Source organism: Microbacterium sp. MYb72 (assembly GCF_002979415.1).
Lineage (GTDB): Bacteria > Actinomycetota > Actinomycetes > Actinomycetales > Microbacteriaceae > Microbacterium > Microbacterium natoriense.
On the sequence record NZ_PCOT01000044.1, the window covers coordinates 1 to 24,434 of the forward strand.

Consider the following 24,434-nt stretch of genomic DNA (forward strand, 5'->3'; position numbering starts at 1 on the left):
AGCCAGTCGCCGATGGTGGAGTGCGCGGTGAGGGCCATGCTGGTGCTCCTTCTTGTTTCGCAACCGCGGCAGCATCCACATCCGCGCGCACATCCCCCGCGGCAACCGCGAGCGACAGGCGTGACGTCATCCACTCGCGAATCGGCGCAGCCAGCTTCTCGTTCAGTTCCAGCCCCAGCGCCGGGTCCGACGCCGTCACCGCGATCAGCGCCCGCGCCACAGCGACGCCATCCGCATCCGACAGCCCCGCAGACATCGCCGAGAACCACGCCCGCAGATCCGCCCCGAGATCCGACGTCATCGGCACAGCGACATCCGCCCCCGGCAGCTCCCCCTCGAGCAGCGCCTCCCCGAGGATCGCCGCCTTCGACGGCCACCACCGGTAGATCGTCTGCTTCGAGACCCCGGCGACCTCGGCGAGGCCCTCGATCGTCACGGCCTCGTAGCCCGAGGAGGACAGAGCGGCGCGCATGGCCTCCAGCACGGCCTGCCGGGCGGATTCACTTCGAGGTCTGGGCACGATCACAGGCTACTCAGGCGTACACTGATCCATAACGAGACGCACCGTTGCGAAACAAGAAGGAGCACCAGCATGGCCCTCACCGCGCACTCCACCATCGGCGACTGGCTGAACGACGAGGTCGGCGGACCGCTCATCCGCGGACTCTTCGAGAAGACCGGCGCCGACCCCGCGCTCCTCACCCCCGTGCTCGGGCTCCCGCTGCAGCAGCTCGTCGCGATGAGCCAGGGCGCACTCCCGCAGTCGGTCGTCGACGACCTCGTCCGCGCGGCCAACGGCGGCGAGATCCCCGAAGACACCGGCGCTGACGGCTGGTCCGAGACGCCCACCACCGGACGCTTCGCCGGCAAGACCGTGATCGTCACGGGCGCGGCATCCGGAATCGGCAGGGCCACGGCATCCCGCGTCGCCCGCGAAGGCGGACGCGTGATCGCCGCCGACATCTCCGCCGAGAAGCTCGACGCGCTGAAGGCCGAGTTCCCGGGCGTCGTCACCGTCGCTGGTGACCTCACCCAGCAGAGCGCGATCGACGCCGTCATCGCCGCCGCGGGCGACCGCATCGACGGCCTCGCGAACGTCGCCGGCATCAACGACGACTTCTCCCCCGCAGGCGAGACGACGGATGCCGTCTGGGACCGCGTCATCGCGATCAACCTCACCGCCCCGTTCAAGCTCATGCGCGCGGTGCTCCCGATCATGGAGGCGGCCGGCAGCGGTTCGATCCTCAACGTCTCGAGCGAAGCCGGCCTACGCGGCAACGCCTCAGGCAACGCCTACACGGCCAGCAAGCACGGCATCATCGGCGTGACGAAGTCCGCGGCGTTCATGTACGGGCCGAAGGGCATCCGCGTGAACTCCGTCGCCCCGGGCGGCGTGGCCACCGGCATCCCGATGCCCCCGAACATGTCGGAGTACGGTTCGGGTCGCCTCGCACCGTTCCAGCAGGCGATCCCCACCGTCGCGACCGCCGAGCACCTGGCGGCGTCGATCACGTTCCTGCTCAGCGACGATGCCGTGAACATCAACGGCGCCGTGCTCGCGAGCGACGGGGGATGGTCGGTGCAGTAGGCCCCAGTGGCAGCTATGCCTTGACGGCAGACTCCAGACCCCGCTCAGGTGTCCAGCACCATGCCTGCTTGGTCGGGTCCTCGAAGGAGATGCACGTCACGGCGTACTTCTGCGCTTTGAGCAGCGGCTCGTAGGTGACGTCTGCGCGCACCGCCTGGGGCTCTCCCCACGCATGGTCGGATCCGTATGCGTTGCTGACCAGTACGTAAGAACCGGGCGGCAGCGAGGTGAAGGTGATGAAACCCTTCTCGCCTTTCGCGATCGAGTTCCCCCGCGTCTCGATTCGAATGTCGCGGAAGACGGTCGCCCCCTCACCCGCGTTCGTCACGAAGACTCCGTACGCGTCGCCGGCGCCTTCGTTCCATTTCACCCACCACGCTTGCAACTGACGAGCCACATCGGCATGCTGCCGCGAACGCTCTCGCTCCCGCGTCTCGTCGGCGAAGACCTTGGCCTCGCTACGCGTGCGCTCCGCCGTGGCGTTCGCCGCCAAAGCTGTGCGCAAAGCGAAGATGCTCACGAACGCTGCCGCCACAGAAGCCACTCCCGAAAGGAGTTCTGCCCAACTGCCTATTTCCAAACCTGCGAATTCCCCCACGCATTTGAGACTAGGCAGCGAGTCTCTCCGTCGCAGCCCCGAGTTCTGCCGGTTGTTCCCCTGGAACCACCCACTCACCCTGCACCGATCGACCTCCTCAGGGCTTCTCCACAGATTCCGACAACCGCCTCCTCGACGCACGCCTGTTGCCTGACGGACGAGTTACCGTGCCTGCATGCGGCTTCCATTCCCGCCAAGGCAACAGACCTACTATTTCTACTACTTCGCCCGTAGACTCCCAGAGTGGCAACCGTGACGAGAACCGAGCTCAACCAGCAGACCGCGAAGGTCCTGGCGCGTGTCGCCGCGGGAGAGACGCTGACGATCACCGATCGCGGGCGACCGATCGCACAGCTGTCCCCTCCGCAGGCCAGCGTCTGGGACGACCTGATCGCCGCGGGACACGTACGACTCCCGTCCCGATCCGGAGCGTTGGACATACAGAGGGTGAAGCTCGATCAGACGAGTGCGGAGATCATCGACGATCTGCGGGCGGATCGGCTGTGATCTATCTCGACACCTCCGCCGCGGCGAAACTGCTGATCGACGAAGCCGAGAGCGAGGCCGTCGCCGAACTCTTCGAGCGCGGAGCCGAGTTCGTGTCCTCGCGCCTCCTGGCCGTCGAGCTGGCCGCGATCGTCGACCGGCGGCTGATCGCCGGCCACGACGTGCAGCAGGTCATCGACCGCGTCGCTCTCGTGTCGCTCGACGACGACATCGCCGACGCAGCCATCGCCCTGCGGAGCGGACTGCGCACACTCGACGCTCTCCACCTCGCGACAGCGCTGCGACTCGGCACCGCTGTCGACGGCATCCTCACCTTCGATCTCGAGCTGCGTGCACGCGCCGAACATCACGGACTCGCAGCGGTGCTCTGACCCCACAGGCAGAACCGGTCGCCTCCACAGGCCCCTACCGCGCTCCCTCACTCAGGCGTACCCTCGCCTCGGAGGTGCACTGATGCCCGTTCCCGACAGCATCTTCTCCGGGTCCATCCCCGAGAACTACGACCGCTACATGGTGCCGCTGATCTTCGAGCCCTATGCGGCCGATGTCGCGCGCCGGGCGGCGGCGCTGGAGCCGCGACGGGTGCTGGAGACCGCGGCCGGAACAGGCGTCGTCCCCCGGTTCCTGCTGCCGCTGCTGCCCGCAGGGTCGGCGTATGTCGCGACCGATCTCAGCGCGCCGATGCTGGACTACGCGGCATCCGTCCTGCCCGATCCGCGGCTGCGCTGGCAGACCGCCGACGCGCAGGACCTGCCCTTCGACGACGGCGCCTTCGACCTGGTGCTGTGCCAGTTCGGGGCGATGTTCTTCCCCGACCGCATCCGCGCCTACCGCGAGGCGCGGCGGGTGCTCGAACCCGGAGGGAGCTTCGTGTTCGCCGTCTGGGACGCGATCGAGAGGAACGACTTCGCCGACGAGGTGGGGCAGGCGCTCGCGGCGATGTTCCCCGCCGATCCTCCGCGCTTCATGGCCCGCACCCCGCACGGCTATCACGACGTCGCCCTGATCGAGCGGGAGGTGCGGGATGCCGGCTTCACCACCGTCACGATCGACACCGTGACCGCGCAGAGCGTCGCGCCGTCGGCCCTCGTCGCGGCGACCGCGTACTGCCAGGGCACACCCCTGCGCGGCGAGATCGAGGCTCGGGACCCGTCGGCCCTCGCCGAGGCGACGGTGCGGGCAGCCGCTGCGATCGCCGCCCGGTTCGGCGACGGAGAGGTGCGGGGGCGGATCCAGGCGCACGTCGTCACGGCCTCGGGCTGACGCGCGACAGGCGACAGACGAACGGGCGACAGTCGAACGGGCGAACGGGCGAACGGGCGAACGTGTCGTCTCGCTGCGCTCGCTCAACGACCGGGGGGCGGCTGCGCCTCCCCTAGACTTCCCTCAACCATGGGAGTCCCGGCAGGGGCTGAGAGGGCGCTGACGCCGCGCCGACCGTCATACCTGATGCGGGTCATGCCGCCGTAGGAAGTCGAGCCATATGTCGCGTCTCATCGCCGAGCCCACCGTCTCCCTCTCTCGAGCACGCAACGCCGTCCGCGGCGGACTGCTCGGCAACTTCGTCGACCAGGTCGACATCTTCCTGCCGGTCATCGCCCTCGCCCCCGCCGCCGCGATCGTGCTGGGTCCCGATGCGGCCGCCGCCCAGACGGGCCTGATCTTCGTCGCCACCCTGCTCGGGCGCCCGCTCGGCGCCGCGATCTTCGGGAGCCTCGCCGACCGCCACGGACGAACGAGAACCACCACGGCGGCGATCGCCGGCATCGCGATCACGACGCTGCTGATCGCGCTGATCCCCACCCACGACGTCGGCGGCGCGGCGACCCTGTGGGCCTTCGTGGCCCTGCGCTTCGTCGGCGGCGTCTTCCTCGGCGGCGAGTACTCCGCGGCCATCCCCCTCGCCATGGAGTGGACCGCCCCGCGCCGGCGCGGTCTGCTCAGCGGCGGCATCATGGCCATGTCACCTCTCGCCAACGCGTTCATCGCCGGGCTCACGCTGATCCTCGTCCAAGTGCTCGGACCCGACGCCTACGCCGGCTGGGGGTGGCGGATGCCGTTCATCGCCGGCGCGCTGCTCGCCGCGGCGATGCTCTGGTACTACGTCGCCGGCGTCGACGACGCCCCGATCTCGACGACCGGCGCCCGCCGCACACGTCCGCTCACCGCCATCCTCATCGGTCCGTTCCGCCGCCAGCTGTGGCAGGTGTTCGTGCTGATGACCGGGCTCTGGCTGTTCACCCAGATGGCGATCCCCGTGCTCACCGGGATGCTGCGCGAGGCGCCGCAGGTCGGACCGACGACCGTCCCGTTCATCATGCTGATCGCGACGCTCGTCTCGGCAGCCGCGATGCTCTCCGCCGGCGCGCTCTCGCAGCGGATCGGACGGAGACGCTTCTTCGTGGTCTTCGGGGCGGGGGCGCTCGTCGCCGCACCCCTCGCCTTCGCGTGGGCGCTGACCTCGCAGGGCGCCGCCGCCGTGCTCGCGGTGACCGTCGTGCAGATCGTCACGGTCTCGGCCTACGGTCCGGTGGGCGCGTACCTCGCCGAGCGCTTCCCCTCCGCCGTGCGGTCGAGCGGCTACGGGGTCGGGTACTCGCTGTCCCTCGTCGTGCCGGCGCTCTTCCCCTTCTGGCTGCCCTGGCTGCAGAGCGCACTCGGCCCGGTCGCGGCGGTCATGGCCGTGCTCGCCGCGGCATCCGCTCTCCTCGTGATCGGTGCGGTCCTCGGCCCCGAGCCGGATCGGACCGCGGCTCTCAAGTGAGCGACGCGTGAGGAGTCAGAGAACGTCGGATCCGGACGGTCGGATGCCGCGACCTCTGACTCCTCACGGCCACTCGGGACGCGAGCTGCGAGCCGCCGTTCGGGGCGCGGAGCGAGCGCGCTCAGGAAGCGCGCACGTCGAGCACCCACGTGACGCCGAAGCGGTCGGTGAGCATGCCGAACCCGGCGGACCACGCGGATGCCGCGAGCGGCTCGGCCACCTCGGCGCCCACGGCGAGGGCGTCCCAGTATCCGGTGAGCTCGTCGAGCGACGTGGCCCTCAGCGACTGGAAGAACGGGCGATCGGTGATGGTCAGGCCGTTTTCCCTCCGTGTCTCGCCCGCGGTCGCGGAGGCGTCGTCGAGGCCGGGGATGTCGTAGGCCATGAGGCGGATGCCGCCGCCGTCCAGCTCTCCGAACACGAGGCGGTCCGCGCCTGGGGCATCGGCCGGCATCCCGAACTCCCCGTAGGTGGCGAGCGCGATCTCGCCGCCGAACACGGAGCGGTAGAACTCCAGCGCCTGGCGCGCAGTGCCGCGGAAGTTGAGGTGCGTGGTGGTGGTGATGGTCATGGTGTCCCCTCGGATCGGCGACGGCCGAGTGCCGTCTACGACCACGATTCCCGCAGAAGAGGTCGGTTTCTGTCCTCTACTCGGAAGAGAATGGGGGAATGACCGGCAGCTCCTCCCGCATGCTCGCCCTGCTGTCGCTGCTGCAGACGCCGCGCGACTGGCCGGGGAGCGTGCTCGCCGACCGCCTCGACGTGAGCCCGCGCACCGTGCGGCGCGACGTCGAGCGGCTGCGCGAGCTCGGCTACCGCATCTCCGCGATCAAGGGCCCAGACGGGGGCTACCGCCTGGCTGCGGGTTCGGAGCTGCCGCCGCTGCTGTTCGACGACGACCAGGCCGTGGCGATCGCCGTCGCTCTGCAGAACGCCCCGTCGAGCGGCATCGACATCGATGAAGGGGCCGCGCGCGCCCTCGCCACGGTCCGTCAGGTGATGCCCTCCCGGCTGCGGCACCGGGTCGACGGCATCCGCTTCTCCGGCACCGGGAACGAGACCAGGGTCGATGTCGCCGTGCTGGAGGCGACGAGCGCGGCCGTTCATGACCGGAAGGTGCTGCGCTTCGACTACGGCGCCGATGACGACCGGCCGGCGCGGCGCACCGAGCCGCACGAGATCGTCGCGCGGGAGAACCGCTGGTACCTGCTCGCGTGGGATCTGGATGCCGACGACTGGCGCATCTTCCGCCTCGATCGGATGCGGCCGCGCATCCCGACCGGCCCGTCATTCACCCCGCGACCGCTTCCCGCGGGGGATGCGCGCACCTATCTTGCCGCACGCGCCAAGGGATCGGATGCCGAGGACCGCTGGCCCTGCGTCGGGGAGGTCGTGATCGAGCTGCCGGCACGCGAGGTCGCGGTGTGGGTCGGCTCCGACGGCACGGTCGACCCCCTCGGCGAGGGGTCGTGCCAGGTCACCGTCGGGTCGTGGTCCTGGGTCGGCGTGCTCGCGTCGGTGATGAGGTTCGACGCCTCGTTCGCCGTCGTGGGCCCCGAGGAGCTGCGCGCCGCCGCGCAGACTCTCACCGCTCGCCTCGCCGCCGCGGCATCCCCGCGCTAGCGCGCCACGCCCACGCCCCACGCGCGCGCCCACCGCCACGCCCACGCCCACGCCCACGCTGAGGGGCCACGAAGTGCCGCGTCACGGGGCGCGGATGCAGCGCTTCACGACCCCTCACGACCGAGGAACGAGCATCGCCCCGCCCGCGGGATGCGGACGGGGCGATGCGATCAGGATGCTGCGATCAGGATGCTGCGGTCACTCGCTCTCGGTGGCGCCGAGCGCGCGGCGACGACGGTGCGTCATCCACGCGCCCGCTCCGAGCGCCATCAGCAGCGCACCGAGCAGGGCCGCGTTCGCCGCCGCACCGGCGTCGCCACCGGTGTTCGCCAGCGCGCCTCCGGTTCCGCTGCCCGTTCCCGCCGCCGTGCCCAAGCCGCCGGCGCCGCCGCCGGCTCCGGCCGTACCGGTCCCGGCCGCCGTGACCGTGAGCGCGAGCCTCGCGAGCTCGGTCTCACCGTCGCGGATCACGATGTGATGCGCACCGGGCTCGATGTCGGCGGGGATCACCAGGGCGACGTCGAGCGCGCCCTCGGAGATCTCGACGTTCGCGAGCGCACGGTACGTGCTCTCGATCCCGATCTCGACCGCCTCTGACGGAACCCCGGATGCCGTGAGCGTCACCGATCCGCCCGCGGCGACCTCGGTGCGCGACAGCTGGGCGACGAGCTCGGCGCCGGGGCCGTCGTCGACCGGCGTGAACGCCCAGTTGTCGACCTCGAACAGGTCGGCGTCGGCGTCGGCGCCCTCGGGAGCCGCGAAGACGAAGAACACGTCGTGCTCTCCGGCGGCTCCGGTCACGTCAGCCTGGACGGTGGTCCACTCGCCGACGGTTCCGTCGACCGGGATCTCCGCGACGACCTGTCCGTCGACATCGTCGAGACGCACCTGGATGCTGCCGCCCTCGACGAGCGGCTTCACGCGCGCCGACACCGTCTTCGCGCCGGAGCCGAAGTCGACGCCGGAGACACCGGCGAAGTCGCCGTCATCGACACCCGACAGCACCATGTTGCCCCCGCCGTTGTGCTCGGGGAACTCGACGGATGCGGCATCCGTCTTGGCCGTGCTGATGCCGAGCTGCCAGGCCAGCGTCTCCGCCTCGAACGTGCGGTACGGGTCGAAGCTCTCGACCTGCGCGACACCGGCGCGCGTGCCGACGATCGGCTTGATCGTCCCGTCGGCGTTGAACTCCAGCTTGTCGATGTGCACCGAGCGGTAGCCCTGAGTAGACCCGGGGGTTCCGAGCGCCGCCGCCCACGCCGCACCGCGCGTCTGCGCGTGATAGGTGAAGTACGTCTCGCCCTTGTAGGTGAACATGTCGGAGTGGTTGTTGCCGCCGTTGCCCGCTCCGAAGAACGTGCCCTGGTTCTGGAACGCCACCCCCGCGTACTCCGACGAGCCGAGCTTCATCGGGTCGTCGGTCATCATGTACGCGATGCCGCCGCGCGACGGGTACTGCCCCGGCACCTCGTTGACCTGGAAGTTCGACGAGTAGGAGTAGTAGTACGTGTCGCCGCGCTTGAACATGCTCGAGGCCTCGAACATGCCGGGGCCGTCGATCTCGACCGGGTCGCCGTCGAGGGTGACCATGTCGTCCTTCAGCTTGACCACGCGGGTCGACTTCGGGTTCTGCGGTCCCTGCACGTTCGGCGCGGTGCCGATCTGGGAGTTGCCGCCGAAGTACAGGTAGCCCTGGCCGTCGTCGTCGATGAACACCTCGGGGTCGAAGAGCCACATGCCCGCGGGGAATCCGCCGCCGGCGATGTAGTCGCGAGACACGGTGTCGGGGATGATCTTCTTGCCCAGCGGGTCGTTCCACGGGCCGAGCGGCGAGCCGCCCACGACCACCGCGGTGCCGGTTCCGCTGTCGCAGAAGTAGAGGTAGACCTTGCCGTCCTTCTCGATCGCGGCGGGAGCCCAGGAGTTCCTCGACCACGGAGCCGCTCCGCCCTCACGGGCGATCGGGATGCTGCCGTGGTCGACCCAGTTGACCATGTCGCTGGTCGACATGACGTTGAGGCGGGTGATGCCGCCGTACCCGTTCGACTGCGTCGGAAGCCCGTTGGCGTCCTTGCTGTTCAGCTCGTACTGCTGCGTGTCGTCGGTCGAGTAGATGTAGAGACGGCCGTTGTAGATGAGGTGGTGCGGGTCGGCGCCGAACTTGTGGCCGACGAGCGGGTTGTGGTCGCCGACCGGCTTGGTCTGCACCTTCTCGAGGCTGGTGAACTCCGGCCCCTCAGGGGCGTCGGCGATCTTCACGAGCGACAGCTCGTCGACCTTGAAGTCCTGCAGCGCACTCGATCCCCACGGGGTCTCGACGAAGAGCCAGCCCGCGGCGACGTGCTTCGCCTCGGCCGTGAACTCCTGCGAGAACGACCCCCACTCGCCCTTCGTGAACGTGTGACCGTAGTCGGCGCATCCGTTGAAGTTCGTGGGGCAGAACGTGAAGTTGAACTGCTGGGTGGCGTTGCCCTCGTCGTACTTGAGCTTGCCGGTGAGCCGGTAGGAGGCGCCGAGCTCGATCTTGTCCGCGACGCTCGCGAACGGACCGGACTGGGTGTTCTCGCGCCCCGTCACCTGCAGGGAGTGGGCGCCGCTCGCGGCGTCGTCGCTGAGGGCGAGCGTGCCGCCGCGGGTGTTCGTCCATCCCGTGAATCCGGAGACGAATCGGCCGTCCGGCAGAAGGTTGCCGGGCACGGCGGGCGGCTCGACGACGGCGGGGCCGCCGTCGTCGGTGGTCAGGGAGACGTCGTCGATCACGAACGACTGGATGTCGGTGTTCCAGGGCGTCTCGACGAAGAGGATGTCGTAGTCCGAGGTCAGCGGGGTGAACGTCTTCTGCACGCTCGCCCACTGCCCCGCGGTCGCCGTGGTCGACGCGACGACGTCGCAACGGCTGCGCGACGACGTGCAGAGCACGATGTTGAAGTTCTGCGTCGCCCGCCCGGTGTCGAACTTCAGCGAGAGGTTCAGGTCGTAGGACGCGTCGGTCGACAGCAGCCCGGTGACGGTGGCCGTCGGCCCCGACTGGAACGAGGTGCGTCCGCTGATAGCGAGCGACTTCGTGCCGGACTTGGCGTCGGTGCTCTGCGAGAGGGTGCCGCCGAGCGGGGCGCTCCATCCGGAGATCCCGCTCTCGAACGTCCCGTTCTGGATGATGCTGGTCGGTGCCGCGTAGGCGGCGCCGCCGAGGCCCACCGCGGTCACGGACGAGGCGATGAGCGCGGTCACGCCCATCACCGCCGCGGCGCGAGCGCCCGGTCGCCGTCTCCGGCGCGATCTGTCTTCTGGTCTCACGTGTCTCACTCCTTGCTGTCGATCGCTCGAGGGCGCACGAAAGCAGCGGCTCTCGTCGATGGACGGAGCCTGCGATCGGCCTCGGGCGAAGCGGGGATGTCGCCGGCCGACGCAGCGTCTTGGGGGTCGCTGCGGAAGGCCGGTCCTGCGTCGGTTCTGAGAGCTCGATCCCGCACTGGCCGCTGATGCGCGGCCCAAGGCGAGTCTCCCTGGCGTTCTCCTCCTCGAGATCCGAGCGCACGGCCATCGTGCGCGCATCGCACGGTGCGGGGACGTGCGTCTGGGGACGCTTCGAAAGTTACCGGTAACAGAGAGTTCTGGCAACCCTCGATGAGAATCCTGTGACGTTCTCGTGACCTTCCCTCACCCCTCCGCGGCGCGAGGGGTCGGAGAACGTCGGATGCGCGCCCCGCGATGCTGCGCTTCGCGACCCCTCAGGGTGCTGACCCCGCGAGGGAAGGGGGCTCGCACGCCCGGTAGAATGGGATCGCCCGCCGGCCCCCTTCCTGAGGAGTGCGCGTGACCAACGCCCCCGAAGCCACCGCCCACACGCACGTTCCCGACTCCGTCGAGAACGCGATCGCGACTCCCGAGAAGGAGCAGCCCTACGCGGCCCTCGGACTCAAGGACGACGAGTACGCGCGCATCAAGGAGATCCTGGGCCGCCGCCCCACCTCGGGCGAGCTGGCGATGTACTCGGTGATGTGGTCGGAGCACTGCTCCTACAAGTCGTCGAAGAACTACCTGCGCCGCTTCGGCCAGAAGGTCTCCGACGAGATGAAGGAACGCCTCATGGTGGGCATGGGCCAGAACGCGGGCGTCATCGACGTCGGCGAGGGCTGGGCCGTCACCTTCAAGGCCGAGTCGCACAACCACCCCTCGTTCATCGAGCCCTTCCAGGGTGCGGCGACCGGCGTCGGCGGCATCGTCCGCGACATCATCTCGATGGGCGCACGCCCCGTCGCGGTCATGGACGCCCTGCGCTTCGGCGCGATCGACCACCCCGACACCGCCCGCGTCGTGCACGGCGTCACCAGCGGCATCAGCTTCTACGGCAACTGCCTCGGCCTGCCGAACATCGGCGGCGAGACGGTCTTCGACTCCGTCTACCAGGCCAACCCGCTCGTCAACGCGCTCGCGGTCGGCGTCCTGCGCCACGAAGACCTCAAGCTCGCCAACGCGACCGGCGTCGGCAACAAGGTCGTGCTGTTCGGCGCCCGCACGGGTGGCGACGGCATCGGCGGCGCCAGCATCCTGGCCTCCGACTCCTTCGACTCAACCGGCCCGACCAAGCGCCCCGCGGTGCAGGTCGGCGACCCGTTCGCCGAGAAGGTGCTCATCGAATGCTGCCTCGAGCTCTACCGCGACGAGCTCGTCGAGGCGATTCAAGACCTCGGAGCCGCCGGCATCTCCTGCGCCACGAGCGAGCTCGCGGCCAACGGCAACAGCGGCATGAAGGTGTCGCTCGACAACGTGCTGCTGCGCGACCCCACGCTGACCGCTGAGGAGATCCTCATGTCGGAGTCGCAGGAGCGCATGATGGCGATCGTCGCCCCCGAGAAGCTCGACGCGTTCCTCGCGGTCGTGAAGAAGTGGGACGTCGAGACCTCGGTGCTCGGCGAGGTCACCGGAGACGGCCGCCTCATCATCGACTGGCAGGGCGAGCGCATCGTCGACGTCGACCCCTCGACCGTCGCGGTCGACGGCCCCGTCTACGACCGTCCGGTCGCGTACCCGACATGGATCGACGCGCTCCAGGCGGATGCCGCCGAGAATCTGCCCCGCTCGAACGACGCCGAGGTGCTGCGCGAGCAGTTCCTCGATCTCGTCGCGAGCCCCAACCTCGCCGACACCCGCTGGATCACGAACCAGTACGACTACTACGTGCTCGGCAACACGGCCCTCGCGTTCCCCGACGACGCCGGCATGATCCGCGTCGACGAGGAGTCGGGCCTGGGCTTCGCGATCTCGACCGACGCGAACGGCCGCTACTGCCAGCTCGACCCGTACGCGGGCGCGCAGCTGGCCCTCGCCGAGGCGTACCGCAACGTCGCCGTCACCGGCGCCGTGCCCACCGCGATCACGGACTGCCTGAACTTCGGCTCCCCCGAGAACCCCGAGGTCATGTGGCAGTTCGGCCAGACCGTCGACGGTCTCGCCGACGGATGCTACGAGCTGGGCACCCCGGTGACCGGCGGCAACGTGTCGTTCTACAACCAGACCGGCGACGTGCCGATCCACCCGACCCCGCTCGTGGGCGTGCTCGGCATCATCGACGACGTCTCCCGCCGCATCCCCTCCGGATGGCAGGACGAGGGTCAGAACATCTACCTGCTCGGCACGACCTCGACCGAGCTCTCCGGCTCGGCGTGGGCCGATGTGGTGCACCAGCACCTCGGCGGCCTGCCCCCGAAGGTCGACCTCGCCGGCGAGAAGCGCCTGGCCGGTCTCCTCGCCGCCGCGCGCGACGAGTGGCTGATCTCCTCGGCGCACGACGTCTCCGAGGGCGGTCTGGCTCAGGCCCTCGCCGAGGGCGTCATGCGCTTCGGCGTCGGCGCGCGCGTCTGGTTGAACGAGATCATCGAGCGCGACGGCGTGGACGCGGCATCCGCCCTCTTCTCGGAGTCGACCGGTCGCGTGCTCGTGACCGTCCCCCGTGAGGACGACGTGAAGTTCCGCGGGCTGTGCGAGGGTCGCGGCTACCCGGTCGCGCGTATCGGCGTGACCGACAGCGAGCCTCAGCTCGAGGTGCAGGGCGTCTTCACCGTCTCGGCCGCCGAGCTGCGCGAGCGCTCGCAGGCCACCCTTCCGGCGGCCTTCGGCCCGACCGTCGCGGAGCCGGTCGCATGACCGACGACAGCGACTACGGCGACCTCGACGTCCGCCGCAACCGGCGCGTCCGCATCGTGGCCTGGACGGTCATCATCGCGCTGATCCTCGGCGGCGGCGGCGCGACGGTCCTGACGCTGCTCTTCGGCTGAGCCGGCCCGCCGCTCCCGTCGCGAAAGATCCCGCCATCCGCGACTGATAGCGGGATCTTCTGCGACCGGAACGCGACCGCGACCGTCGGCCCCCCGGCCTAGAGTGTCGGGATGAGCACTGGACCTCGCGTGCGCCTCGAAGAGCTCCACGCTGCGGCCGTGGCCCGCGTCGCGGCGACGGCGGCGACCCTCGGCGAGCTCATGCACGACCGCGAGGGCTCGAACGACGACGACGAGCACGACCCCGAGGGCGTGACGCTGTCATCGGAATGGTCGCGACTGACAGGGCTGGCGGATGCCGCGGCATCCGAACTCCGTCAGGTCGACGAGGCACTCGCCCGGCTCGACACGGGCGACTACGGCGTGTGCGCCGTGTGCGGTCAGCGGATCCCTGCGGCACGCCTCGAGGTGCGCCCGTTCGCGACGCACTGCGTGGCCTGCGCAGAGAAGCTCGGACGCTGACGCGCACGCGCTGAGCGCGCCGAGGGGTCAGAGAACGCGGCATCCGACCGTCGCGATCCCGCACATCTCGACCCCTCACGGGGCGGGAAGTCGCTCACACGCGAGGACGTGCGCACGCGCGCGGGCGTGCGCTCAGTTCGCGTCGACGTTGCGCCCGCCCGCTTCGAGCACGTCTCCGGCGGGGCGCTCCTGGTGCCCGCCGAACTGCAGGCGCATCGCCGACAGCACCTGGTTGGCGAAGCGGTCCTCGTCACGGGAGGCGAAGCGCTCGAAGAGGGATGCCGCGAGCACCGGCACCGGCACGCCGACGTCGACCGCGGCCTTCACGGTCCATCGGCCCTCGCCGGAGTCCGACACGCGTCCGGCGAGGCCGTCGAGTCGAGGGTTCTCATGCAGCGCGGCTGCGGTGAGGTCGAGCAGCCACGACGACACCACGGATCCGCGTCGCCAGAGTTCGGCGACCTTCGCGGTGTCGATGGGGAACTGGTAGTACTCGGGCTCCTCGAGCGGAGCGACCTCGGCGGAGTGCTCGGCTTCGCGGATGCCGGCATCCGCGTTCTCCAGCAGGTTGAGCCCCTCGGCGATCGCGGCCATGATGCCGTACTCGATGCCGTTGTGCACCATCTTCACGAAGTGACCAGCGCCGGACGGACCGCAGTGCAGGAAGCCCTGCTCCTCGGGGGCGAGGTCTCCGCTGCGCCCCGGGGTGCGCTCGATCTCGCCCACTCCAGGGGCGATCGTGCGCAGGATCGGCTCGATGTGCTGCACGGCGGCATCCGATCCGCCGACCATCAGGCAGTATCCGCGGTCGAGGCCGAAGACGCCGCCGCTGGTGCCGATGTCGACGAACTCGATCCCGCGCTCGCGGAGAGCCGCGGCCCGACGCACGTCGTCGCGGTAGTTGGAGTTGCCGCCGTCGATGATGATGTCGCCGCGGTCGAGCACGGCGGCCACCTCGTCGACGACCTGGCCGGTGAGGGATGCCGGCACCATGAGCCAGACGACGCGCGGCGTGTGCAGCTTCGCGGCGAGGTCCGCATAGCTGTCGGCGCCCGTCGCCCCCTCGGCCACGAGCGTGGCGACCGCCTGCGGGTTCACGTCGTAGACCACGCACTCGTGCCCCGCCCGCATGAGGCGCCGCACGATGTTCGCGCCCATCCGTCCGAGTCCCACCATCGCCAGCTGCATGTTCGCTCCTCACACCACGGACGGCTCTCTGCGGAGCCGGATGCGCTCATCCTGACACGCGCGCCTGAATCCCTCAAACGCGAGGGGCGCCGACCCGCCGATGCTCACCTCGAGCTCCGGAGGGCTCGGCGAACGAGCGTCAGGCGACGGGGTCGAGGCGGGACTGTGCGGCGAAGCCGTTCCACACGGCGCGGAGCCGCGCGACCATGTCGATGGATCGGTCGAGCAGCCACTGCTGCTGCAGTCCGTCGGCGGCCGCGACGATGATGTCGGCGATCAGCTCGGGGTCGGCGTTCGGCCCGAACTCCCCGCTCTCCTGCGCCGCGCGCACCGACTGCGCCGACAGCTCGCGCACCCACGCGTAGCGCTCGACGAAGTACTCGTGGGCCGGGTGCTTGCCGATGCTCGCCTCCGCCGAGAACTCGACGTAGAGCTGCACGAGACCCGGCACCCGCGTGTTGTGGTCGATCACGTCGAGGAAGCCCTGGAAGTTGCGCTTGTCGACCCAGTGCGCCGCGGTGTCGCGCTCGTCACGGGCGCGGAGCACGGCCAGGTACAGCTCTTCACGCGAGCCGAAGTAGTGCATGAGTCCGGGTTGGGTGAGCCCGACGCGGCTGGCGATCTCGCGGTTCGAGGCGTTGCGGCATCCGAATTCGGCCACCACGTCGAGCGCCACCGCGAGGATCTCCTCCCGCTTGGCAGCGCCCTTCGCGTACTGACCCCGACGATTCATCGCCATAAGTCTAGGAGACGGACGAATCCGGCAGGCGAAGAGCCCTCCTCCGTGCACCGCGCGGTGGTGGGGCGGCCGGAATCCCCCGAGGATCCGGCCGCCCGGTCTGTGTCACGCGGTCATCTCACCGACTTGATCGGGAAGATGACCAGCGCGCCGATGAGGGCCGCGATGGCGCAGATGGTGAACCAGACGGAGTAGTCCGACCCTGCCGCTCCTCCGAACGCCGCCATGACGAGACCGCCGACGAGCGGGGCGGCCGTCTGCGGCAGCGCGTTGGCGAGGTTCAGGACGCCGAGGTCCTTGCCCGCGTCATCCGGGTTCGGCAGCACGTCGACGACGAGCGCGAGGTCGACGCCCACGTAGATGCCGTACGCGGCGCCGAGGAACAGTTCGAGCACGTAGTACGAGGGGACGTCCTGGATGAAGATCAGGGCGAGCGTGCCGACCGCGAACAGCGCCGTCGACGTCCAGACGAAGACCTTGCGCCTGCCGATCCTGTCGGAGACCTTGCCCGCGATCCACGCCGTGACGACGAGCGCTCCGGTGTAGACGAGGGTCGTGTTGGCGATGAGGAGGCCGACCTCCTCGACGGGCACCGACAGGTGGTACTGCATGTAGAAGAAGCGGAAGGTGGTGAATCCGAACGCGGCGAACGTGATCAGGAAGCGCGACCACCAGGCCAGCGCGAAGTCGGGGTGCTTCGCCGGGCTGACCCAGATCGTCCCGAGGATCTCGCGGAACGTGATGCGCGTCGGCTTCACGGGGAGCTGCTTGTCGGGGAGCACGATGACGAAGATCAGCAGCGCGATGATCGACAGGATCGCCGGGATGACGAAGACGATGAACAGGCTGAAGGAGAACCAGCCCGCGACGTACACGCCGCCGACGATGCCGAGGTTCTGGGCGATGCCGAGACCGGCGGTGATCGATCCGCGCTGGAACTTGGGCACCTGGTCGGCGATCGTCGCGACGAAGGGCGCGAGCGTCATGTTCGCACCGAGCTGGGCGATGGCCCACCCGACCGTCGCGATGGCGAGGCTGTCGCCGAGCGCCATGAACACGAAGCCGATCGTCATGATGACGGCGCCGAGCACGATCCAGATCCGGCGACGCCCCCACTTGCTCGTGGTGCGGTCGGAGATGCGCCCGAACGTCACGTTGGCGATGGCGGCGAAGAAGGCGCCGACGCCGCCGAGGATGGCCGAGGCCGAGTTCGCCGCGGCGGCCCCCTCGGCGATCGCACCAGCGGCCTGCAGGGAGGTGATCTTCAGGCCGACGCCGACGATCGCGGGGCCGAGCAGCGCGATGAAGAAGACGAACTGCGCGATGATCAGCCACGTCACGTAGCTCTTCTTGGCCGGCTCAGTCGGCTCCGCGAACCAGTGATGTCCGCCCGAGCCGAGCGTGCGACTCGCAGACGTCATCCCGGACGGATTGCCCGCGGCCGCACCGCTGACTGAACTCATAGCTGCCTCCTTTGGCTGGAGGGCGCCCCGTCGCTCATCACCGAGCGCGAGTCGGGTGACGCCCTTGTCGATGAAAACCTAGACGGCTAAGGTTTCTAGCACAAGAGGCATCGCGAAGTGTGTCGATCCGGTCGATGCACTCCCTCTGCCGACCGCCGGGATAGGCGCGACGACCCGCAGAGCGCGCGGGTTCAGCGCCGCGACGGCCGCCCTGTGCGTGCGGGCTGCGCAGCGTCGAACAGCTCCGGATGCTGCGTCCGTACCGCATCGAGATCGGCGAAGACGAAGCGGAGGTGCTCGCGCAGCGCATCGGCCGCGGCATCCGCATCGCCCGCGGCGAGCGCCTCGACGACCCGCTCGTGGTCGTCGACGTAGTCCTGCACGGTGCGCGTGGCGCTCATGCCGACGTACCGCGCGCGGTCGAGGTGCCCCTTGGCTGCACTGACCGCGGCCCAGGCGTTGGCGTGACCGGCGAGTCCGAGCAGCGCGCGGTGGAACTCCTCGTCGAGCGGGTAGAACGCGTCGCGGTCGGACGCCGCCCGCTGCCGCGCGATGATGTCGCGCAGCATCCGCTCCTCGTCGTCCGACGGCGTCGCGCACGCCGCGAGAGAGGCGAGCTCGATGGCCTCGCGGATGAACTGCGCCTCGCGCACGCGGTCGGGGTCGATGCGCGTGACGTAGGTGCCGCTCTGCGGGCGCACCTCGACGAGCCCCTCCTGCGCGATGAGCAGCAGGGCCTCGCGCACGGGCTGGCGGCTGATGCCGAGCGCGGCGGCGAGCTCGTTCTCGGAGAGCAGGGCGCCGGGGGCGCTGCGTCCGGCGATGATGTCGTCGCGGATCCGGCCGTAGGCGAGGGCGCGGGCGGAGGGACGCGCACTCGGCTCGGACTCGGGCATACCGTCACGATAGCTTGACGAAACTTGTATGGCAGTGATTTCATGAGAGTGCCATACAAGATGTGCGCGCGATGCCGCCGCACCGAGCCCGAGGAGCAACGATGTCCATCGACAAGGCCGAGGTGATCGTCACCAGCCCCGACCGCAACTTCGTCACCCTCAAGATCACGACGGCCGACGGGGTCTCCGGACTCGGCGACGCGACGCTGAACGGCCGCGAGCTCGCCGTGGTCGCCTACCTCGCCGAGCACGTCGTGCCGCTGCTGATCGGCGCCGACGAGGACCGCATCGAAGACACCTGGCAGTTCCTCTACCGCAGCGCCTACTGGCGTCGCGGCCCCGTCACGATGGCCGCGATCGCCGCGGTCGACATGGCCTTGTGGGACATCAAGGGCAAGAAGGCGGGGATGCCCGTCTACCAGCTCCTCGGCGGAGCCAGCCGCACCGGACTCCTCGCCTACGGCCACGCCTCCGGCAAGGAGCTCCCCGAGCTGTTCGACTCCGTGCGCTCTCACCTCGAGCAGGGGTACCGCGCCATCCGCATCCAGACCGGCGTCCCCGGGCTCAAGGCGATCTACGGCATCGCCTCCCAGGCGGCGGATGCCGGAGGCGGCGAGGCCCGCTACGACCACGAGCCCGCACGCCGCGGCGCGAAGCCGGTCGAAGAGGACTGGGACACCCGCGCGTACCTGCACCACCTGCCCGGAGTGTTCGAGGCCGTGCGCAACGAGTTCGGCCCCGACATCCCCCTGCTGCACGACGGCCACCACCGGATGACGCCGATCCAGGCCGCGAAGCTCGGCAAGTCGCTCGAACCCTACAACCTGTTCTGGCTCGAGGACTGCACCCCCGCTGAGAACCAGGAGGCGCTGCGGCTCGTGCGCCAGCACACCACCACGCCGCTCGCGATCGGCGAGATCTTCAACACGGTCTGGGACTTCAAGGACATCATCCGCGACCAGCTCATCGACTACGTCCGCGGAGCGGTCACCCACATGGGCGGCATCAGCCCGCTGAAGAAGACGCTCGACTACGCGGCGATGTACCAGATCAAGTCGGGCATGCACGGGCCGACCGACATCTCCCCGGTCGGCATGGCCGCGGCGATGCACCTGGGGCTGTCGATCCACAACTTCGGCATCCAGGAGTACATGCAGCACGGCAGCCGCACCAACGAGGTGTTCCAGCAGTCGTTCACGTGGCGTGACGGCCTGCTGCACCCCGGCGACCGGCCAGGGCTCGGCATCGAGCTCGACGTCGACGAGGCGGGCAAGTACCCGTACGAGCGCGCGTACCTGCCCTACAACCGCCTGGCCGACGGGACCGTCCACGACTGGTGAGAGGCGCCTCCGTAGAATTACCGATTTCCGCGACGATCCGTTGTCCGGCCGGAACGACACTCCTAGGCTCCTTCCCGAAGCCGCACGGAGCGGCGCCGAAAGGGAGAGCGATGAAGAGGTGGGCGCGGACAACAGCGATCGCCGCGGCGATCACGATGGGGATCACGCTCGGCGGCCCCGTCGCAGCGCAGGCGGTGGAAGACGAGAGCGGGATCAGATACGACACGGTGTTCGCCTGGTCCTATCTGGGCATCAGCGGCAGCGGCGCCTTCATGTACACGAATCAGCTGGGCGGCGTCGTGCATGCATCCGACTACATCGGGGGTTCGTTCTACGGAACGGAGCAGGAGCTCGCCGAAGAGATCGGGCGCGCAGGCGGCGGCGGCTGAATCTCGTTCACGCCGCGGCAGGGGCCTTTCGCCGCGACCGGCGCGACGGGCGCCGCACCGCGCGATAGCCCCGGCCTCACAATCCGTGCTCCTCCTCCGTCCGCACGGGAAGTAGGCTGGGCACACTATGGAGTGGTGGGGTTACTGGTGGCTCATCTTCCCGCTGATGGGTGTCGCGGGGGCGGTTGCCAAGCGCTGGGAGTGGGCGGCACGCCGCCGTCATGAGCGCCGCCTCGAGACCATGAAGATGAAGGCCCAGCTCAAGACCGCCGAGATCGAAGCCCGCTCACTCACCCAGCAGGCGAAGCGCAAGGGCCCGACGATCGTCGACACCACGGCATCCGTCGCTCCGAATCACCTTCTCGAGCGGCTGTTCTCCGAGCACGACGAGATCACCGCCCGCTGGCTCGACTACGAGCTCGACGTCGCGAAGCTCATCGCGTTCCCCGCCATGAGCGACGGGCGCCAGCCGCTCGTCGCCGCGTTCCTCCGCGCGAAGAGGACGGCCGACGCCCTGCGCCCCGACTCGGCCGACGCGAACGTGTCGGAGAAGCAGGTGTCGGAGTACCTCGACGCGGTCGGCGCGTACGCCGTCGCCTTCGAGGTGGCCGAGAAGGATGCCAGGCGCCTGCGCGACTCCACCTTCACCGAACCGGAGCGCAAGCGTCTGGAACGCGCGCAGCAGCTGCTCAAGGTCGCCGTCGACGAGTCGGCCACCCAGGCCGAGCGCAACGTCGCCTACAAGCGGGTGCGCGACGAGCTCGACGGCCTCATCCTGCTCTCCGACGACGCGGTCGAAGTGCTGGAGAAGCAGGTCGCCAGGGCGCTGCCCTCCGCCCCGGATGCCGCGGCGCCTGCGCCCGAGCCCGAACCTCTGCCGATCCGGCGCGACGACGCCTGACGACCGGAGTGCCGCAGACCTCACCACGTTCGACTCGCTCCGCTCACTCGAGGACCCGCGGGGGTGGAGGGGTCCGGTCGTTGAGCGAGGGAGCGCCGCGACCGAGACGAAACGCGGTGACGTCCTCGACGCTCAGCATCCGGAGCCTGAATCCAGGTTGGGGGAGTATGCTGTCCCGTTGGGTCACAAGACCCCCGAGTGCTCGAAAGGCGGTGATGGCGATGTCCGGTGATAGTCACGACGCCGCCTTCGCTGCGTCGCACTCGCCCGCGCGTTGAGCATCCGCTCCGCGTCTCGCAGGCCTGATCTTCCGCAGCCGTCGGCGGCGTCATCCGCACCCGATGGATTCTGCGCACCCGCTCCCTGAGCCGGCGTGCGCCTGCAAGAACGGAGCCGCACCATGGCGCTCATCGACAACGGCGTGTACGTCCACGGACGTCGCGTCGAGACCCCGAAGAACCTGGACGAGACCTACCGCATCCTCGACGCCCACGGAGGCATCGCGTGGATCGGCCTGTACCGGCCGAGCGCGCAGGAGGTGCACTCGGTCGCCCGCGAGTTCGACCTGCATCCGCTGGCCGTCGAGGACGCGCTGTCCGGCCACCAGCGCTCCAAGGTCGAGCGCTACGGCGACACGCTGTTCGCGGTGCTGCGGCCCGCCCGCTACCGCGACGAGCAGGAGTCGATCGAGTTCGGCGAGCTGCACCTGTTCATCGGCCCCGACTTCGTCGTGACGATCCGCCACGCCGAGTCGCCGAACCTCGCCGCCGTCCGCCGCCGCATGGAAGCGCACCCCGACCTGCTCTCGATGGGGCCGGAGGCGGTGCTCTACGCGATCCTCGACGAGGTCGTCGACGAGTACGAGCCGATCGTCGCCGGGCTCGAGAACGACATCGACGAGATCGAGGACGAGCTGTTCGGCGACAGCGACGACGACGCCCTCTCCCGCCGCATCTACCAGCTCTCCCGCGAGGTCATCGGCTTCCAGCGGGCGGTGCATCCGCTGGCCGGGATGCTGGAGTGGCTGCGCCGCGGGTCCGACAAGTACCGCATCGACGAGGAGCTGCAGCGGTCGCTGCGCGACGTTCTCGACCACGTCATCCGCGTGAACGAGCGCGTGGACTCGTTCCGCGCGATCCTCGACAACGCGCTGACCGTGCACTCGGCGCTGGTGTCGCGGCGGCAGTCCGACGCGAGCCTCGCGCAGAACGACGAGATCAAGAAGATCTCCTCGTGGGCGGCGATCATCTTCGCCCCGACCCTCGTCGGCACCGTGTACGGCATGAACTTCGACGCCATGCCCGAGCTGCACTGGCAGTTCGGCTACCCCCTCGCCATCGGCGCCATGGCCGCGTTCGCGATCGGCCTGTACGGAGTCTTCAAGTACAAGCGCTGGCTCTGACCCGCGCGCGGGTCGGGTCTGCTCTGAGGCTGCGTCTGCGTCGAGATCCCGTGCACTCGCCGAGTGCACGGGATCTCTGCGTGAAAAGCCCGTGCACTCGGCAGGATGCCGTGCACTCGCGTGCTCACGAGGCGCAGGGCAGGCGGGGGCGCGTCAGCGGGAGGGACGCAGGAGAGGGGTGAGGGCGGCAGCCACCGCGGTCAGCACGGCGGCGGCGATCAGGATGCCGTGCACCCCGGCTGCCGTGTACGCCGCCGCGGCGAGCGCGGGGCCCGCGACCGCGCCGAGGTTGAGCGCCACCGTCGCGTAGGCCCCGCCGAGGACGGGAGCCCCCGACGCCTCGCGCACGATCCGTGAGATCAGGGCCGCGCCGACGGCGAACGACGCAAACCCTCCCGCGAAGGCGCCGACGTGCACCAGGATCGCCGACCCTGAGCTCAGAGCGAACAGCATCCACACCGCGGTCGCCGCGACGGTCCCCCCGACGATCCACGTGCGCTCCCTGCGAGCGGCCGCCCGCGCGGTGGCGCTGACCCCGAGGAACGCGCCGACGCCGAACACCGCGAGCAGCAGAGGGATCCACGGCTCGGCGACCCCCGCCTCGGCGCCGACGACGCCCAGGAAGGTGAACACCCCGAAGGTCGCCGCATTGACGAGCACCGCGAGCACGATCGGCACCACCACGCGTCGACGGCGCAGCTCTTCGAGCTCGGAGCGCACACCGGGATGCGCGGCCGGCGCGACCGACTCCAGGGTGCGATCCCTGAGAAGGGCGATGACCGCGGGAACGCACAGCAGCACCACGCCCCAGAACGTCGAACGCCAGCCGAATGCGGCGGCCAGCATCGCTCCGGCCGGCACGCCGACGATCGTCGCGAGCGTGGTGCCCGCGAGCAGCGTCGAGACGGCTCGGGTGGTCAGCGCGGGCGGCACGATCGCCCGCACGGTCGCGAGGGCGATCGCGAGGAACCCGGCGTTGGCCAGGGCCGCGACCACCCGGGTGAGCAGGAGCAGCCAGAACGTCGAGGCCACCGCACCGACGACGTGCGCGGCGATGAACACCGCCAGCAGCAGCACGAGAGTGAGACGCGGCCGCCAGCGGGATCCGAACACGGCGACCAGTGGAGCGCCGACGACCATGCCGACCGCGAAGGCCGAGGTCAGCAGCCCGGCGGTGGCAGGTTCGACGCCGAGGTCGGCGGAGAGCGGGAGGAGGAGTCCGGCGAGCATGAACTCGCTGGTGCCCTGGGCGAAGATCGCCAGGGCGAGGACAGGGATGAGGAACGGCATGAGGCATCCAGACAGGACGAAGCCATCCGCGCCGCACAGGACGGCGGACGGCGAGCGAGAAAGGGTCGACAGAGGATGCGGGGAGCGCACGACGTGCGCTCTCACCCGCAGGCTACGGTCTGTCTGACTCGGGACTCACGGCTCCACCCTAACGCGCAGACGGTGCTGGCCGCCCGTGCGGCGCTAGGCTCGGAGCCGTGCCGAACGCAGAATCCCCCGCCTCCGCAGCATCCGATCTCCGCCGACTCACCGAGGCTCTCGCCGCAGAGACGCCGCTGAACTGGGTCATCACCGGAGACTCCATCACGCACGGACTCGTGCACACCCAGGGCGAGCGCAATTACGCCGAGCACCTGCACGAGCTGATCCGCGGCGAGCTCTCGCGCACCCGCGACATCGTGATCAACTCGGCCATCAGCGGTCACCGCATCACCGACATCCTCGGCGACTGGGAGCGACGCATCTCCTCGTGGAAGCCCGACGTGCTCACCCTCATGATCGGCACGAACGACCTGGCGATCGGCGACGACGGGGTCGGCGTCGATCCTGCCGCGTTCGCCGCGTCGCTGCACGAGTTCGTCTCCCGCGCGAGGGAGCTGGGCGCGATCGTCGTGCTGCAGACCCCGCCGTCGATCGACGTGCCCAACGCCCCCGGACGGGAGAGGCTCGACGAGTTCGCCGACGCGGTCCGTGCGGTCGCCGCCGCCGACGACGTGATCCTCGTCGACCAGCTCGCCCGCTTCACCGCCCTCGGCAACGGCGGGGTGCCGTGGGGGCTCATGGGCGACCCGTTCCACCCCAACTCGGCCGGGCACGCGGCGCTCGCCCTCGAGCTCGCGAACGCTCTCGGCTTCAGCCCCGAGCCGCTGCGCAACCGCACCCTGCCGCTGCTCGCCGCCCGAGTCGCGATGGCGCGCCTCAACCCGTAGCCCCGGCACCGCTGCCCGGGCCCGCCACTGCTGCACGCCGCCCGGCTCGTCTCGTCGCCGTCCAGAACTCCGGAGAA

At 69.8% G+C, this 24,434-nt stretch carries 23 protein-coding genes and 1 riboswitch; of the genes, 14 read left to right on the top strand and 9 right to left on the bottom strand.

Annotation, left to right across the window (positions count from 1 at the left end; genetic code table 11):
- The coding region (locus CQ047_RS17350; RefSeq protein WP_258132732.1) for a TetR/AcrR family transcriptional regulator at positions 1-520 on the bottom strand (520 nt) is incomplete at its 3' end.
- Between the two features lie 72 nt (positions 521-592).
- Here CQ047_RS17350 and CQ047_RS17355 point away from each other — a divergent pair.
- The gene (locus CQ047_RS17355) at positions 593-1,588 is read left to right on the top strand and encodes an SDR family NAD(P)-dependent oxidoreductase (protein WP_105677207.1); all 996 of its coding nucleotides are present in this window, start codon (positions 593-595) and stop codon (positions 1,586-1,588) included.
- Positions 1,589-1,601: 13 nt separating this feature from the next.
- Here CQ047_RS17355 and CQ047_RS17360 read toward each other — a convergent pair whose 3' ends face one another.
- A complete protein-coding gene (locus tag CQ047_RS17360) occupies positions 1,602-2,186 on the bottom strand; it encodes a hypothetical protein (protein WP_146114389.1) in 585 nt (194 codons plus the stop codon).
- A 252-nt stretch (positions 2,187-2,438) separates the two neighbouring features.
- On the opposite strand from CQ047_RS17360, the gene CQ047_RS17365 reads away from it, so the two are divergent.
- From CQ047_RS17365 to CQ047_RS17380, 4 genes are all read left to right on the top strand, one after another.
- Positions 2,439-2,693 carry a type II toxin-antitoxin system Phd/YefM family antitoxin gene (locus CQ047_RS17365; protein ID WP_219844649.1) on the top strand — a complete coding sequence of 85 codons (255 nt, stop codon included), beginning with the start codon at positions 2,439-2,441 and terminating at the stop codon, positions 2,691-2,693.
- Positions 2,690-3,064, top strand: a complete 375-nt coding sequence (locus CQ047_RS17370; protein ID WP_181155995.1) for a type II toxin-antitoxin system VapC family toxin — start codon at positions 2,690-2,692, stop codon at positions 3,062-3,064. The genes CQ047_RS17365 and CQ047_RS17370 overlap by 4 nt, the downstream gene beginning before the upstream one ends.
- Positions 3,065-3,146: 82 nt before the next feature.
- Positions 3,147-3,956, top strand: a complete 810-nt coding sequence (locus CQ047_RS17375) for a class I SAM-dependent methyltransferase (protein ID WP_105677211.1) — start codon at positions 3,147-3,149, stop codon at positions 3,954-3,956.
- A gap of 119 nt (positions 3,957-4,075) precedes the next feature.
- Positions 4,076-4,182, top strand: a riboswitch (TPP riboswitch).
- Entirely contained in the window at positions 4,177-5,457 is a 1,281-nt protein-coding gene (locus CQ047_RS17380) for an MFS transporter (RefSeq protein ID WP_105677212.1), read from the top strand. It overlaps the preceding riboswitch by 6 nt.
- 121 nt (positions 5,458-5,578) lie before the next feature.
- On the opposite strand, the gene CQ047_RS17385 is transcribed toward CQ047_RS17380, so the two are convergent.
- The gene (locus CQ047_RS17385) at positions 5,579-6,028 is read right to left on the bottom strand and encodes a VOC family protein (protein WP_105677214.1); all 450 of its coding nucleotides are present in this window, start codon (positions 6,026-6,028) and stop codon (positions 5,579-5,581) included.
- A gap of 98 nt (positions 6,029-6,126) precedes the next feature.
- On the opposite strand from CQ047_RS17385, the gene CQ047_RS17390 reads away from it, so the two are divergent.
- Entirely contained in the window at positions 6,127-7,080 is a 954-nt protein-coding gene (locus CQ047_RS17390) for a YafY family protein (RefSeq protein ID WP_105677216.1), read from the top strand.
- 198 nt (positions 7,081-7,278) lie between these two features.
- On the opposite strand, the gene CQ047_RS17395 is transcribed toward CQ047_RS17390, so the two are convergent.
- Positions 7,279-10,317, bottom strand: a complete 3,039-nt coding sequence (locus CQ047_RS17395) for a carbohydrate binding domain-containing protein (protein WP_105677217.1) — start codon at positions 10,315-10,317, stop codon at positions 7,279-7,281.
- Positions 10,318-10,896: 579 nt separating this feature from the next.
- Here CQ047_RS17395 and purL point away from each other — a divergent pair.
- From purL to CQ047_RS17405, 3 genes are all read left to right on the top strand, one after another.
- Complete coding sequence (gene purL, locus CQ047_RS17400; protein ID WP_105677218.1) at positions 10,897-13,227, top strand: phosphoribosylformylglycinamidine synthase subunit PurL; 2,331 nt, start codon at positions 10,897-10,899, stop codon at positions 13,225-13,227.
- Positions 13,224-13,358, top strand: a complete 135-nt coding sequence (locus CQ047_RS19160; protein ID WP_258132733.1) for a hypothetical protein — start codon at positions 13,224-13,226, stop codon at positions 13,356-13,358. Before purL ends, CQ047_RS19160 begins: the two co-directional genes overlap by 4 nt.
- Before the next feature lie 111 nt (positions 13,359-13,469).
- Positions 13,470-13,820 (top strand): TraR/DksA C4-type zinc finger protein, encoded by a 351-nt coding sequence (locus CQ047_RS17405; protein ID WP_181155996.1) that lies wholly within the window; start codon positions 13,470-13,472, stop codon positions 13,818-13,820.
- A gap of 132 nt (positions 13,821-13,952) precedes the next feature.
- Here CQ047_RS17405 and gnd read toward each other — a convergent pair whose 3' ends face one another.
- From gnd to CQ047_RS17425, 4 genes are all read right to left on the bottom strand, one after another.
- On the bottom strand, positions 13,953-15,008 hold the full coding sequence (gene gnd, locus CQ047_RS17410) for a phosphogluconate dehydrogenase (NAD(+)-dependent, decarboxylating) (protein WP_105677220.1): 1,056 nt from the start codon (positions 15,006-15,008) through the stop codon (positions 13,953-13,955).
- A 139-nt stretch (positions 15,009-15,147) separates the two neighbouring features.
- Positions 15,148-15,741: a TetR/AcrR family transcriptional regulator gene (locus tag CQ047_RS17415; RefSeq protein WP_105677237.1), complete on the bottom strand. Its 594-nt coding sequence runs from the start codon at positions 15,739-15,741 to the stop codon at positions 15,148-15,150.
- Positions 15,742-15,860: 119 nt separating this feature from the next.
- Complete coding sequence (locus CQ047_RS17420) at positions 15,861-17,210, bottom strand: MFS transporter (protein WP_219844650.1); 1,350 nt, start codon at positions 17,208-17,210, stop codon at positions 15,861-15,863.
- 191 nt (positions 17,211-17,401) lie between these two features.
- Positions 17,402-18,106, bottom strand: a complete 705-nt coding sequence (locus tag CQ047_RS17425; RefSeq protein WP_105677221.1) for a GntR family transcriptional regulator — start codon at positions 18,104-18,106, stop codon at positions 17,402-17,404.
- Between the two features lie 101 nt (positions 18,107-18,207).
- On the opposite strand from CQ047_RS17425, the gene manD reads away from it, so the two are divergent.
- From manD to corA, 4 genes are all read left to right on the top strand, one after another.
- Positions 18,208-19,446: a D-mannonate dehydratase ManD gene (manD, locus tag CQ047_RS17430; protein ID WP_105677223.1), complete on the top strand. Its 1,239-nt coding sequence runs from the start codon at positions 18,208-18,210 to the stop codon at positions 19,444-19,446.
- A gap of 110 nt (positions 19,447-19,556) precedes the next feature.
- The gene (locus CQ047_RS17435; RefSeq protein ID WP_105677225.1) at positions 19,557-19,835 is read left to right on the top strand and encodes a hypothetical protein; all 279 of its coding nucleotides are present in this window, start codon (positions 19,557-19,559) and stop codon (positions 19,833-19,835) included.
- A gap of 127 nt (positions 19,836-19,962) precedes the next feature.
- Positions 19,963-20,736 (top strand): hypothetical protein, encoded by a 774-nt coding sequence (locus tag CQ047_RS17440; RefSeq protein WP_105677226.1) that lies wholly within the window; start codon positions 19,963-19,965, stop codon positions 20,734-20,736.
- A gap of 400 nt (positions 20,737-21,136) precedes the next feature.
- The gene (corA, locus tag CQ047_RS17445; RefSeq protein ID WP_105677228.1) at positions 21,137-22,138 is read left to right on the top strand and encodes a magnesium/cobalt transporter CorA; all 1,002 of its coding nucleotides are present in this window, start codon (positions 21,137-21,139) and stop codon (positions 22,136-22,138) included.
- A 153-nt stretch (positions 22,139-22,291) separates the two neighbouring features.
- Here corA and CQ047_RS17450 read toward each other — a convergent pair whose 3' ends face one another.
- Positions 22,292-23,428: an MFS transporter gene (locus tag CQ047_RS17450; RefSeq protein WP_105677230.1), complete on the bottom strand. Its 1,137-nt coding sequence runs from the start codon at positions 23,426-23,428 to the stop codon at positions 22,292-22,294.
- A 197-nt stretch (positions 23,429-23,625) separates the two neighbouring features.
- Here CQ047_RS17450 and CQ047_RS17455 point away from each other — a divergent pair, with 197 nt between their 5' ends.
- The gene (locus CQ047_RS17455; RefSeq protein WP_105677232.1) at positions 23,626-24,357 is read left to right on the top strand and encodes an SGNH/GDSL hydrolase family protein; all 732 of its coding nucleotides are present in this window, start codon (positions 23,626-23,628) and stop codon (positions 24,355-24,357) included.
- Positions 24,358-24,434: the final 77 nt, after the last annotated feature.

Coding starts and splice junctions, on each gene's coding strand:
- CQ047_RS17355 (WP_105677207.1), top strand. CDS start 593: ATGGCCCTCACCGCGCACTCCACCATCGGCGACTGGCTGAACGACGAG.
- CQ047_RS17375 (WP_105677211.1), top strand. CDS start 3,147: ATGCCCGTTCCCGACAGCATCTTCTCCGGGTCCATCCCCGAGAACTAC.
- CQ047_RS17380 (WP_105677212.1), top strand. CDS start 4,177: ATGTCGCGTCTCATCGCCGAGCCCACCGTCTCCCTCTCTCGAGCACGC.
- CQ047_RS17385 (WP_105677214.1), bottom strand. CDS start 6,028: ATGACCATCACCACCACCACGCACCTCAACTTCCGCGGCACTGCGCGC.
- CQ047_RS17390 (WP_105677216.1), top strand. CDS start 6,127: ATGACCGGCAGCTCCTCCCGCATGCTCGCCCTGCTGTCGCTGCTGCAG.
- CQ047_RS17395 (WP_105677217.1), bottom strand. CDS start 10,317: ATGGGCGTGACCGCGCTCATCGCCTCGTCCGTGACCGCGGTGGGCCTC.
- CQ047_RS19160 (WP_258132733.1), top strand. CDS start 13,224: ATGACCGACGACAGCGACTACGGCGACCTCGACGTCCGCCGCAACCGG.
- CQ047_RS17405 (WP_181155996.1), top strand. CDS start 13,470: ATGAGCACTGGACCTCGCGTGCGCCTCGAAGAGCTCCACGCTGCGGCC.
- gnd (WP_105677220.1), bottom strand. CDS start 15,008: ATGCAGCTGGCGATGGTGGGACTCGGACGGATGGGCGCGAACATCGTG.
- CQ047_RS17415 (WP_105677237.1), bottom strand. CDS start 15,741: ATGAATCGTCGGGGTCAGTACGCGAAGGGCGCTGCCAAGCGGGAGGAG.
- CQ047_RS17420 (WP_219844650.1), bottom strand. CDS start 17,210: ATGAGTTCAGTCAGCGGTGCGGCCGCGGGCAATCCGTCCGGGATGACG.
- CQ047_RS17425 (WP_105677221.1), bottom strand. CDS start 18,106: ATGCCCGAGTCCGAGCCGAGTGCGCGTCCCTCCGCCCGCGCCCTCGCC.
- manD (WP_105677223.1), top strand. CDS start 18,208: ATGTCCATCGACAAGGCCGAGGTGATCGTCACCAGCCCCGACCGCAAC.
- CQ047_RS17435 (WP_105677225.1), top strand. CDS start 19,557: ATGAAGAGGTGGGCGCGGACAACAGCGATCGCCGCGGCGATCACGATG.
- CQ047_RS17440 (WP_105677226.1), top strand. CDS start 19,963: ATGGAGTGGTGGGGTTACTGGTGGCTCATCTTCCCGCTGATGGGTGTC.
- corA (WP_105677228.1), top strand. CDS start 21,137: ATGGCGCTCATCGACAACGGCGTGTACGTCCACGGACGTCGCGTCGAG.
- CQ047_RS17450 (WP_105677230.1), bottom strand. CDS start 23,428: ATGCCGTTCCTCATCCCTGTCCTCGCCCTGGCGATCTTCGCCCAGGGC.